The sequence below is a fragment of the Ligilactobacillus ubinensis genome, from assembly GCF_024160875.1.
GTDB lineage: Bacteria > Bacillota > Bacilli > Lactobacillales > Lactobacillaceae > Ligilactobacillus > Ligilactobacillus ubinensis.
The window spans coordinates 15,378-28,336 of sequence record NZ_JAIULA010000025.1 but is presented as its reverse complement, the minus strand read 5'-3'; the positions used below and the strand labels follow the sequence as shown (position 1 = coordinate 28,336).

Here is a 12,959-nt window from a genome sequence, read left to right as displayed (position 1 = left end):
AAACGGAAATTGCTAAAGTTTATTTCCGTTTTTTTATTTACTAATTTTTTAACACTATTATGATGGATAAAAACATTAATTTTTTTATAAATCAATGTTTTTAATTACATAATATTGAAATGATATAAAAATATATAGTTTTACTTTTTATTTTTATATTATAGATTATAGATAACTAATTTTAATTTTTATTGTAGCATCGTAGAGACGGAAAAACGGTTTTTGAATTAATCTTTTAAACTTATGAATGATATTTCATGGTACTATTAGTGGTTTAATCAATGAGAACAAGATAGTATGAAATTAGACAATGATGATGACAAAATATCTATTATTTAGTGTAAGTTATTGTTAAATAACGTAAAAGTAATGCTAATTGGAAATGATTATTTGTAAAAAATACAATATATTTTGGGGGATAATTTTTTAAAAATATAAAGTAAGTATTAATTATATGTTGCAATAATTTATTTTTACATTAAGATTACATTATTCATGAATCTAATTTATACGAAATAGTTATGTTATTCTTTATTTATAGAATTATAATTTAGGAGGTAATGCTTTTATGGAAAAGTATCCCGATAAAAAAGTACACTATAAGATGTATAAAGCTGGTAAATATTGGGCATATAGTTTGCTTACAGTTTCATCAGTTATACTTGGAATACAGTTAAAACCATTACATACGATAGTTGCACAAGCTGATGATGTGAATACATCAAATGACGCATCTAGCTCTATAGTAAGTTCTTCGTCATCAAGCTCAGGCACATTAAAAGTTGTAACAGCAAGTAGTAGTACATCGTCTGCTGATTCAATAAGCAATTCAAGTAGTGACGATACAAGTGAATCTTCATCATCAAGCTCAAGTGATGCAACTGATAGCAGTACAAGTGCTGATAGCGTAAGTAGTTCGAGTACAGCGGATTCGACAAGCAGTACAAGCGCTGATAGCGTAAGTAGTTCGAGTACAGCAGATTCGACAAGCAGTACAAGCGCTGATAGCGTAAGTAGTTCGAATACAGCAGATTCAACAAGTAGTTCTACAACAAATGTGGATTCGGTAAGTGACACGTCTAGTTCAAGTAGTAGTGATACAACTGAGAGTAGCGCAAGTGTAGACAGTGTTAGCAGTTCGAGTACAGCAGATTCAACAAGTAGTTCTACAGCAACAAATACAGAGCCAACAAGCACGTCTAGTTCAAGCGGTAGTGATGCAACAACAGCGGATAATGTAAGTGTTGCAACATCTGCAGATACTAACACTAGTACTACGACAACAACTTTAACGGATAGTGAATTAGAGTCTGCAATTGCAGCTATAGAAGCAGAAAATACAGCAACATATTCTTCTAAAATCTCAACATTTTTAAATCAAATTATTTCGGGTGCTATTGAGGGATGGATTAAGTACAAAATATTACCGTCAATAACTGCTGCACAAGCAATTCTCGAAAGTGGTTGGGGGCAGTCAACGCTAGCTAGTACGTATCATAATTTATTTGGAATTAAAGCTGGAAGTTCATGGACTGGAACAACTGTGACTTTAAAGACAAAAGAGTACTATAGTGGAGCTTATCATACGGTATATGCAAAGTTTCGTGTATATGATAGTGATGATGACAGCATTTTAGATCATGCTAAATTATTAGCAAGTAGTTCACGTTATAGTAATTTAGTTGGCGAGACAGATGCAGATACCGTGGCTAAATTAATTTATGAAGATGGATATGCAACGGATGTTAGTTATACATCTAAATTAGAAGCAATTATTGAAAAATATAATTTAACTGCGTGGGATGACTTAGCATTTGAATATTCTGGAACAACAAGTTCTAGTAGCTCATCAACAAGCGGTACGACCTCTAGTTCGACAAGTAGCTCATCAACAAGTAGTACGACTTCTAGTTCGACAAGTAGTACGAGTTCAACATATACAGTAAAATCCGGCGATACTTTATATAAGATAGCAAAGGCAAATAATACGACAGTAAGCAAGTTGGCGTCGTTAAACAACATAAGTAATACGAGCTTAATTTATGTAGGTGAAGTGCTGAAGCTAACGAGCAGTAGTAGTTCCACAACAAGTAGCAGCACAACAACTTCAAGTAGTACGAGTTCGACAAGTAGCACAAGTTCAACATATACAGTAAAATCCGGCGATACTTTATATAAGATAGCAAAAGCAAATAATACGACAGTAAGCAAGTTGGCGTCGTTAAACAACATAAGTAATACGAGCTTAATTTATGTAGGTGAAGTGCTGAAGCTAACGAGCAGTAGTAGTTCCACAACAAGTAGCAGTAGCAGCACAGCAACTTCAAGTAGTACGAGTTCGACAAGTAGCACAAGTTCAACATATACGGTAAAATCCGGCGATACTTTATATAAGATAGCAAAAGCAAATAATACGACAGTAAGTAAGTTGGCGTCGTTAAATAATATAAGTAATACGAGCTTAATTTATGTAGGTGAAACGCTGAAGTTAACAAGTAGTAGTACAACAACTTCAAGCAGTAGCAGCACAACAACCTCAAGTAGTACAAGTTCGACAAGTAGTACGAGTTCAACATATACAGTAAAATCCGGCGATACTTTATATAAGATAGCAAAAGCAAATAATACGACAGTAAGTAAGTTGGTCTCGTTAAATAACATAAGTAATACGAGCTTAATTTATGTAGGTGAAGTACTGAAGCTAACGAGCAGTAGCAGTTCGACAACAAGCAGTAGTAGTACAACAAACTCAAGTAGTACAAGTTCGACAAGTAGTACGAGTTCAACATATACGGTAAAATCCGGTGATACTTTATATAAGATTGCTAAGTTATATAATACGACAGTAAGTAAGTTAGCATCGTTAAACAACATAAGTAATACCAGCTTGATTGTTATAGGAAAGATACTCAAAATTAAATAATTTTTTTCATACTTTATAGAAGTGAAAAGGGAAAAGTGGTGTTAAAGAAGATAGGATTCTTTAATGCTGCTTTTTAATTATATTTAGATTATGTATTTTTTAGTCGTACATAACTAGCTGATTTCAACAAGAAGACAAGGTAAAACACACTTAATATAAATTTAGGGTTGTTTATACAAAAATAACGGATGTTTTCATAACATATCATAATAATTTCACACAATATTCGAATTAGTTTTTTATCATAAGAAATATCTAATGTGTTTAAATTTAAGGAGAATTAAGTGATGAGTTTGAAAAAAGCGTTACATGCTAGTATTAGAAGACTAGATACTTTCATTAATTTACCATATGAAGCAAAAAGTGAAGAAAATCTAAAAAAAAGTGAAGCTAGACTATTATTACCTGGAACGTTAAAACTTATAAAACTCTGGCTTACACGAAAAGACAACACACAAATAAAATATAATTTTGCAGTTGTAATAATTGTGAAAAATGAAGCACAGTACTTAAAAGAATGGTTAAATTATTATCTATCTTTAGGTGTAGATCATTTCTATATATATGATAATGGAAGCGATGATAATATATTAGAAATTGTAGATTTATATAAGAAAAAAGTGACATATACAAAATTTTTAGGAACTGCAAAACAGATGGATGCATACAATGATGCCTTAAACAAGTATGGAAAAGCTTGTCGATATATGGCATTTTTAGATGCAGACGAATTTATTTATGTTAAAGATGAAAAGAAGGGCTTACTTGAGTTATTAGAGGAATATTTTGCTGATAAAAATGTTGGAGGTCTTGCAATTAATTGGCAAATTTTCGGATCCTCAAATTTAGAAAAAAAGCCACAAGGATTATTAACAGATAACTTTGTGTATCGATCGCAGACAGACTTTATTAAAAATAGACATATAAAGTCGATTATTTCTCCAGCTAAAACAGTTGGTTTTATGAATGATCCTCATGGAGCTTACTATTTACCAGGCTACTATGCTATTAATGAAAAAAAAGAGATAGTAAATGGTCCGTTTACAAAGAGTGTAAATACTAATGTGATTAGAATAAATCATTATTTTACAAAATCTAAAGCAGAATTTTTACAAAAGAAGGCACGTGGTAGGGCAACTAAAAATTCACAACGGACAAAACAAGATTTTATTGATCATGATAAAAATGATGTTTTTGATGATTCAATGCGAATTTACAATCATATAAAAAATCTTGAGTAGCTTGTAGAAAATAATAAAATTTTTGTGAGGTAACTAATTATGAAGAATAAGGAATTAAAAATAGCAGTGGCTGGAACAGGCTATGTTGGTCTAAGTATCGCTACTCTTTTGGCACAAAAACACGAAGTGTATGCGGTAGACATTGATGCTAAAAAAATTAATCTGCTTGAACAGAAGAAGTCACCTATTCAAGATAAAGAAATAATAGAGTATTTAAGTAGTAAGAGCTTAAATTTGATACCTACATTGAACGCAAAGTTAGCTTATTCGAATGCTGATTTTGTTGTAATTGCAACGCCAACCAATTATGATAGTCATACTCATTTCTTTGACACATCCTCCATAGAAGCAGTTATTAGACAGGTCAGAAGTTATAATGATGAAGCAATAATAGTTGTTAAATCAACTATCCCAGTTGGATACACAAAGAAAGTTAGAGAAGAACTAAAGTATCGTAATATTCTTTTTAATCCAGAATTTTTACGTGAGAGTAAAGCGCTATATGATAACTTACATCCTTCACGAATAATAGTAGGTACAGATTTAGCAGATGATTTTTTAAAGCAAAAAGCTGCTGAATTTGCAAATTTACTGCAAGAAGGAGCACTTGATGAAGATATTGCTACTTTAATTATGGGTTATACTGAGGCAGAAGCTGTAAAGTTATTTTCAAACACTTATTTAGCTTTGCGGGTTAGTTACTTTAATGAATTAGACACATATGCTGAGCTAAAAGGACTTAATACAAATCAGATTATTGCTGGTGTAGGTTTAGATCCACGAATAGGTACACACTATAATAATCCTTCTTTTGGGTATGGAGGATATTGTTTACCTAAAGATACTAAACAACTATTAGCCAATTATAAAGATGTTCCGCAAAATTTAATTGAAGCTATTGTTAAGTCTAATTCGACTAGAAAAACATTTATTGCAGAACAAATTATAAAATATGACAAAAAGAAAACTGCAACTAAAGAAGATATGGTTATCGGTATATATAGATTAACAATGAAGAGTAATAGTGACAACTTTAGACAAAGCTCTATTCAAGGTGTTATCAAGCGATTAAAGGCAAAAGGAGCGCATATTATAATATATGAACCAATGTTAGTAGGAAAAAATGAATTTTTAGGCAATCAAGTTGTGACAGATTTTAAAGTGTTTAAACAGCGCTCGCAAGTTATTGTTGCTAATCGTATGAGTGAACACTTAGCAGATGTAAAAGACAAAGTATATACACGCGACTTATTTCAGCGCGATTAGATAAAAAAGCAGATTAGAAAGTGATAGTCAAATTTTCTAGTCTGTTTTTTTAATATAATTTAAAGTTTAAATTAGTTAACGTTATTTTGTTAAGGATTGCTTAGATCCAGGGGTCATCCATTAGAATTGGACCTACCATTGTTTTTACTAATATTGTTTTATTCCTTTGTAATGCGAATTCCTCAAGAGAAAAACCATTTTGATGATTCAAAACTTGAATATCGAGATGTACAGTTGAAAGGAATTGTAATTTTTTTAGTAGTTGGTTAGCTTCTTTATGTGATAGAGGAACTGGAGGACAAGTTATTAGTAAATCAAGATCACTTTTTTCAGTTACCATAGGTATCCCGGTAATTAATTCAAACTGCAAACTACCACCAACTCCCCATTCAAACATACTTAAATGGTTTCTAATTTTTAGAAGTGATTGAAAAGCAGGTAAATTTAATCGAGTATTAGGCACAGTATCTATTTTTTTAAGTGCATCACTGGGTAGGTATGTGCTTTCAATATTACTTTTTTTAATGCAAGCAGCAAATCTTTGATTTTTTTTAAACCCACGGATTCCAACGGGAATATATTCAGATTGAAATCCACGACGAACTACACTATAAGAAGAGATTTCTAAGCTTTTTTTAACCCAAGCTGGCACAGAAGTATCAGCATAAATTAAATCTTTATTTTTTAATTTGATTAATGTATGTGGGATTAGTTCCATTGTTTGTCCATTAATAGACGAATTTTATTTGTTGCAACTCGTCCACTTTCTTTAGCTATTTTGTTGTTATATCTAAAACTTAAATCAGTTGGTTTGTTTTCTAAATCAGATATTGCTGAATTAATCGCATTTTTAACTATATTGATAGCATAGTCAGATGAATCATAACTTTTAACATTTGAAATCAAATAAAAAAGACTTCCTAGCTTTTGATAATTTTTAATATCATACGCCATAGCAGGTGTATTTTTAGTGGCTTGTTCTAGTTCTTGTAATGATCGGTTTGTTATTCTAGCGGCGCTCTCTTTACTCATTGCCTGAATAGTAATACTTGAGTCATTAAGAGCAATTAAGCGATTAGATTGCAAGCCATGAGCGAGAAATCCGCCTGATACAGCATCTCCAGGGATAAAAGAAATTATTTTATGACCAGCTTGCCTAGCACGTGCATAGGCACTAACACTTGCTGCTAACGACATGTGTATTCCAACTAACTCTTCGTTATAACCATATGCTTGACTTGGTACGTCTACAATTATAACGATTGGGGTTTTTGTTTTTTTATCTTTATCACGATCTATTAAATCATTTATAACATTTGCAACAGTATAGCCTTCTTTTAAGCCTACTTCACCGTGACGTACTCGCGGAAAATTATTGTTTTTGTCCGGAACAATTGAAATATATTCGTAACCATTTACCAGAGCATGTAAAACTGTTGGTATATCGCTATGAGCATTTTTAATTTGCGTTAATTGTTCAAACCAGTGACGCCCGCGACTGGTAATAGTTGGATAGTCACTTGGTATTGCAGAATTTAAATGATGGTCGTGAACAGATACATGCCTATATAAATTAGTATATTCTTGCGTAGTTAGCATATGAGCAGGATCTAGGGTTTCTATAAGGGAAAGATAGAAGTTAACTTGTTGATCACGGTTTGAATCTTTTTTTTCTAAAATAGTTTTTGCAATAGTTGAACGAAACGCATCAACATCATCATCTATTACTTCATCAACTATTCCTGTTGCCTTACGTTGTTTTGCACCTAAAGTATTCCAAATAAGATTCTTATCACTAGAATCAAATTCACGTGCTCCGGCTTCTTGCTCAATAACCTCGGGACCATTTAATCCAATTCGTGCCTTATCAGTTGTGATAATATAAGACATTAAAGCAGTGGTAATAGACATGCCGCCGAATGAACCGACACGCCCAGGAATTAAACCGATTACGGGTACATATTGTTTAAGCTCAATAATCATGTTTTGAATTTCGGATATAGATAATAAGCCATAGTTTGCTTCTTGAAGACGGACGCCACCTGTATCAAATATTATAAGAGGATAAACCTTCTCTCCATTTTTATTATCAAGTAAAGTATGTTCTAATGCAGATACAATTTTTGCACCACCTACTTCACCAATACCTCCACCTTGAAAACTTCCCTCTATTGATATAATGACACAATTGAGATGTTTTAGTTGCCCTTTCATGATAATAACGCCATCATCACTTTCTGGAACGATATTTTGTGGAATTAGATGAGGGGAAATGATATTGTCAAAAGGACCGATTAATTCTTGAGCTGTATCCTTATCTAATAGTGCAACTGCCCGTTCTCTAGCATTTAATTCAAGCAGACTATTGTTCATTTTTTAACACCTCCATTACTTGAGATAGTCTTAGATTAACAACACCGGGTGTAGCGCCAAAGTCATTTATTTCAAAATCTCCTTGGAGAGGATAGCGATCAAAGAATCGGGAAAGAACATTACTCCAAGTACTTTTAAAGCCATCACTACCTGTGATAATGTTTAATGTTGAGTAAGAGTGATTATTTGGACGTAAAATAATTTCTAAATCTCCGGATGCAACAACGCCAACATGAACAAATTTAGTAACAGGTTGTGTTGTTGTAAATTTAAAATACAATTTTTCCATAATAGTTAGCAATTCCTCCTTAATTGTAGATAGTTCTATAAATATAACTAAGACAAAGTAATATTTTAAGATTGTTTTATAAATAACAAACAATCTTATGACCAACTACGGAACTTTGCTGGTGGATTATATAAACCTTTAGACCATTTAACTAAGTCTTCCATATTTTTGGCTGCTAACAAGGAACGCTTAGCTGCGAGTCTATTTACTTTTAAGTCTTCTGGAAGTGCAACAATTCCTTTATTGCGTAATTGATTTAATTTTTTTGCATTACTTCGTAATCCTAGTGGTGTAACACCAGCGATAGCTTCAATTGCTTCTTGGCGTTCAGTCATACTATTTGTTTTATATAAATATGCAATTCCTTCTTCTGTAACAATATGTGTAGTATCTTCTGAATAAATCATTATAGGAACATTTTCAAGGTTTGCTTCTTTTTGAACTTTTTCAGCATCTAAATGTTCAACGAATACAGGCTTTTTTGCTGAGTTATAAGTCTCAACGATTTGAACGACTAGTTTTTGTCCTTTAGCTAAAGGGTTATCTGTAGGTTTTAAACTTTGCCAAGCAGTAGATGAATGGCGACGCCCTGTTGGGTTAGAGCCCATATTTGGGGCTCCTCCGAAACCAGACAAACGGCCATTTGTAACAGTGGAAGAATTGCCATATTTATCAATTTGTAATGTTGAGCCAACAAACATATCTAAGGCATATTGTCCTGCCATTTGACCATACGCTCTATTTGAACGCATAGTGCCATCCTTTCCTACAAAGAAAACATCAGGTCGAGCTGATATGTATTGTTCCATTCCAACTTCACCACCAAAGCTATGGATAGATTTTATCCACCCATTTTCAATGGCAGGAATTAAAGTAGGTGTTGGATTAACTTCCCAATAGGGAACAATTTTACCTTTAAGTCCTAATTGATTTCCGTAGGTAGGAAGTAATAATTCGATTGCAGCAGTATTAAATCCAATTCCGTGATTTACAGATTGAACATGATGTTTCTCATATATTCCTCGAATCGCCATCATACCCATCAAAATTTGTAATTCAGTAATATTTTGAGGATCGCGTGTAAATAAAGGCTCAAGTTGATAAGGTTTATCTGACTGAATAATAATATCAACCCAATCACTAGGAATATCAACTCGAGGTAATTTGTCGACAATTTCACTGACTTGAACAATTACAATTCCATTTTTAAATGCAGCAGATTCAATAATTACAGGTGTTTCTTCGGTGTTATAACCAGTGTAGAGATTACCCTGTTTATCGGCTTTATCAGCAGCAACAAGAACTACATTAGGTGTTAAGTCGACAAAGAGACGTGCATATAATTCAAGATAAGTATGAATATCACCAATTTTTAAAATTCCAGAGCTAATCATTTTTGAAATACGATTACTTTGTGGACCAGCAAAGGAAAAATCTAATTTGGTTGCAATTCCATTTTCGAAAATATCTAAATGTTCTGGGCGAGAAACACTGCTCATGATCATATGTAAATCATGTATTCTAGCACAATCCACAGAGGCTAAAGTTTCCGAGAGAAAAGATGCTTGTTTTTGATTGTCTCCCTCTAAGACAACTCGATCGTTAGGTTGAATTAATGTTTCTAATAATTCTTTGGCATTTTCTGTTCTAACAAATTTATTGTTAATTATTGATGTGGCATTAGCCATTCGTAAATTTTTTTCATCACGTTGACTTGCCCAGTTATGATTTTTATTTGTCATTTGTATAGACCTCGTTTCCATTTATTTAGCAAAAAAAGCGAATCGTCAAAAATATGTTGATCTAAATAAATTTGATGTTGTTCTGAGAACTGCTGAGACAGTATTTTTCTAAAAGGAGATCCAGGTGGAAAGTTTATAATTGTATCTGGCTTAAAATCTGTTGCAATAGATATCATAGAATTAAAATAAACAGGGTAAATTAAACTCTCAGAGAGATCTTTTTTTATAAACTCAGGTTTACGTGTTGAATAACCACTACTATTAATGAGATAAACGCAATTTGGGGTACGTATATTTATTTTGTCTAATTTTTCACATAAAGAATGTGCAATGGGCTTCATTAGTGGAGAATGAGAAGGAACAGGAACCTTTAGTACTAATGTTTTACTCGCACCGGATTTTTTTGCTAAAACTAAAACTTTTCTAATAGCAGTCAATTTTCCAGATAATGCAATTTGATCAGGTGTATTTTGATTTGAAACATATACAGGCATACTAGAATGATTAACTTGACTAACTAAGAATTCAAGCTGGTTCAAAGTAAGTCCGGTAACAATTCCCATGCCATATTCGTAAGGGTAGGCGTTTTGCATTAGCTGTGCTCGTAATTTAACTAATTTGAAGAGATTTTCTTTATCTAAACTTCCGCAGGCATAAGCTGCAGCAAATATTCCAAGAGAATGGCCAGCTACTAATTGGGGATAAAAACCTTTAGCGATTAATTTATCAACTTGATCAACTTGTAGTAAGGAAATACTAACTTGAAGTTTAACGTAGTCTAAATAATCTTGGACATTGTCATTTAAATGAATTTCCAATAAATTTTCAACATAATGTAATAAGCTGGAATCAACATGCGTTAACATATTAGCATGTTGATAACCTTGTCCTGGAAAAATCCAAAGTGATTTCATAGTATAGCTCCTATTTGACAAAATAAATCGATTACATACTATCACTGTACTAATAAATAAGTGATATGTATAATGAATAGTAGTTATTTATTATAACTGTTAGTTATAAGGAGGTAATTAATATCAATCTTTCTCAATTACGTGGATTTGTTTATACTGCACAGACTGGAAGTATAACTAAAGGAGCCAAAAAAGCATTTGTTAGTCAACCAGCCATGACTAAAATGATTAAGGAATTAGAAGAAGAATTAGGTGTTCAGTTATTTAGCAGAGAAGGGCGAAGAATTTATATCAACGAATATGGGAAACTTTTTTTAACTTATATCGAAAAAGGATTAGATCAAATTGACTATGGAGTAAATGCTGTTTTGGAAACATCAAAAGAAAAAAGAAAACCAATAAGAATATTGGTTGAAGTTGGCTCTTTATTTATACCTGAAATACTCCATGCGCTTAAAACTGTATATTTGGATACACCAATCCAATTAACACAAAAAATTGTAGATGAGAATGATTTTCAGAAATTCGATTTTGTTATTTCTACAACACGAAATAGTGAGTCTATTGAATTATTGGAAGAAGAAATTTTTGTTGGTACAGCGGGTGATGAACTAACATCAAATATTGTATCAATTCAAGATTTGATGCAATTACCAATTATTGGTTTAAGTAATCAGTTAGCTTTACGAAAAACTCTTGACACATATTTTAACGAGTATAAGTTAAATTTAGAATATCAATATGAGTCTGATGATCCCGCTACAATTAGGGAATTAATAGATAATCATGCAGGTGTTAGTTTTATTCCCGCTATTACATGGGCGAAAAATGGAGAAAATCTGCATTTAGCAAGAATATATCCTAATTCACCAACTAGAACAGTGTATTTAAGTGTCTCAGCATTTAAAAGCACTGAGACTAAGACCAAGCAAAAGGCGATTGAAGTACTAAGGGACCTTTTTAAAAGCAAAGAAAAACTAAAGTTGCTTTTTTAAAGCCAGAGATTTTTTTGCAATTAGATTGAGTGTTCTTGTCGGAAAAAGAAAGGTGAAACACCTGTGCTTTTTTTAAATAGTCTTGTTAGATAACCTTGATCTGAGAAACCGAGATCTTCAGAAATTTGACTAATTGTTTTGTCAGTATATGCTAATTGGCTTTTAACTTCCTGTATTTTTTGATCATTAATGTATTGTGTGATGGTTTTGTTTGTTTCTTTTTTAAAAATTTTAGAAATATAGTTAGGCGAATAATTTAATTTAACGGCGATATCAGATATTTTTATTTTTGAATTTAAATGTTGGTATATGTAATTAATTACAGAATAAACAACAGGATTTGTCGTAGATGCCTTTTGAGTGTTCTGAACTCGTTCTATAAAAAGCATGCCAATTTTTAAAATAAGGTCTTCGATATCTGTTATCTCAGTTAGTTTTTCAATATTTTGAGAAATATTATCACTTAAACTTAAAGCGCCCTCGGCAGGAATACCACCTTTAATTGCAGCACGTGTAAATATAGTAAGTGCTGCAATGGCTAAATCTTTATTGTTTCTTAATGCATTGCTATAATTCATTTCTCCAGGGGAACCACTTTCCATATAGGCATGTAGTGCTTGTGGAAATTTATCATTTTGTCCTCGTTCAATAGTCTTTAGCATAGATTTTTCAAAGAGGTAATTGTTATGGAAGTTTTTTTCCAATCTTCTGTTGTCAAGGCTATTGTAAGATTCTCCATCCAAAAGAGAATCGCTTAAGTGAATTGGCTCAGTTTGTGAGGGCCATTTAAAGAAGATTGAGTAATAGACCAAATTGCTGACAGATTGGAATTTTTTTAACATAATATTTGGAAACGAGGAATTAAAATCGTTAGATTGTTGTGAAAATTCAGTTTGTCCAAGGATGATAATTTTTTTTTGTTCTATACCAAGATCTATTAAACTAATATAGCTATCATTATGAAAAATATAATTTCGGTAGTTATTGTTTTGTGGAAACACAATGTCCTTTGTTAAAATCAAGAATGAATCAGAATTTATTTTACCTGGCAATGAAAGTAATAAATCACGTTCATAAGAATAAACTAAAACAGAAATTTGAGTAGCTAAATTGAAATTAACCAGAACTTTTTTAATATGAGAATGCAAAATTTTCCTTTCCTTTCTTAAAAGCGATTTCAAAAACAATTAAATAATACAAAATAGAGTTGTATTGT

10 protein-coding genes are annotated in these 12,959 nt (G+C 32.1%); 4 read left to right on the top strand and 6 right to left on the bottom strand.

Annotated elements, in window-relative coordinates:
* The first annotated feature begins 568 nt into the window (after positions 1 to 568).
* The 3 genes from LB941_RS10595 (at position 569) to LB941_RS10585 (ending at position 5,430) form a co-directional block, all read left to right on the top strand.
* A complete protein-coding gene (locus LB941_RS10595; RefSeq protein ID WP_253361941.1) occupies positions 569 to 2,923 on the top strand; it encodes a LysM peptidoglycan-binding domain-containing protein in 2,355 nt (784 codons plus the stop codon).
* A 287-nt stretch (positions 2,924 to 3,210) separates the two neighbouring features.
* On the top strand, positions 3,211 to 4,164 hold the full coding sequence (locus LB941_RS10590; RefSeq protein WP_253361940.1) for a glycosyltransferase family 2 protein: 954 nt from the start codon (positions 3,211 to 3,213) through the stop codon (positions 4,162 to 4,164).
* 39 nt (positions 4,165 to 4,203) lie between these two features.
* Entirely contained in the window at positions 4,204 to 5,430 is a 1,227-nt protein-coding gene (locus LB941_RS10585; protein WP_253361939.1) for a nucleotide sugar dehydrogenase, read from the top strand.
* Positions 5,431 to 5,530: 100 nt separating this feature from the next.
* Here the strand turns inward: LB941_RS10585 and LB941_RS10580 are convergent, their stop codons facing one another.
* The 5 genes from LB941_RS10580 to LB941_RS10560 form a co-directional block, all read right to left on the bottom strand.
* The gene (locus LB941_RS10580; protein ID WP_253361938.1) at positions 5,531 to 6,148 is read right to left on the bottom strand and encodes a malonate decarboxylase holo-ACP synthase; all 618 of its coding nucleotides are present in this window, start codon (positions 6,146 to 6,148) and stop codon (positions 5,531 to 5,533) included.
* On the bottom strand, positions 6,139 to 7,803 hold the full coding sequence (gene mdcD / locus LB941_RS10575; protein WP_253361937.1) for a biotin-independent malonate decarboxylase subunit beta: 1,665 nt from the start codon (positions 7,801 to 7,803) through the stop codon (positions 6,139 to 6,141). The genes LB941_RS10580 and mdcD overlap by 10 nt, the downstream gene beginning before the upstream one ends.
* A complete protein-coding gene (gene mdcC, locus LB941_RS10570; RefSeq protein WP_253361936.1) occupies positions 7,793 to 8,092 on the bottom strand; it encodes a malonate decarboxylase acyl carrier protein in 300 nt (99 codons plus the stop codon). Before mdcC ends, mdcD begins: the two co-directional genes overlap by 11 nt.
* A gap of 95 nt (positions 8,093 to 8,187) precedes the next feature.
* Positions 8,188 to 9,834: a malonate decarboxylase subunit alpha gene (gene mdcA / locus LB941_RS10565; protein WP_253361935.1), complete on the bottom strand. Its 1,647-nt coding sequence runs from the start codon at positions 9,832 to 9,834 to the stop codon at positions 8,188 to 8,190.
* Entirely contained in the window at positions 9,831 to 10,748 is a 918-nt protein-coding gene (locus tag LB941_RS10560; RefSeq protein ID WP_253361934.1) for an acyltransferase domain-containing protein, read from the bottom strand. The genes mdcA and LB941_RS10560 overlap by 4 nt, the downstream gene beginning before the upstream one ends.
* Before the next feature lie 89 nt (positions 10,749 to 10,837).
* Here LB941_RS10560 and LB941_RS10555 point away from each other — a divergent pair, with 89 nt between their 5' ends.
* Entirely contained in the window at positions 10,838 to 11,743 is a 906-nt protein-coding gene (locus LB941_RS10555) for a LysR family transcriptional regulator (protein WP_341869239.1), read from the top strand.
* Positions 11,744 to 11,763: 20 nt separating this feature from the next.
* Here the strand turns inward: LB941_RS10555 and LB941_RS10550 are convergent, their stop codons facing one another.
* Positions 11,764 to 12,891: an AraC family transcriptional regulator gene (locus LB941_RS10550; protein ID WP_253361933.1), complete on the bottom strand. Its 1,128-nt coding sequence runs from the start codon at positions 12,889 to 12,891 to the stop codon at positions 11,764 to 11,766.
* Positions 12,892 to 12,959: the final 68 nt, after the last annotated feature.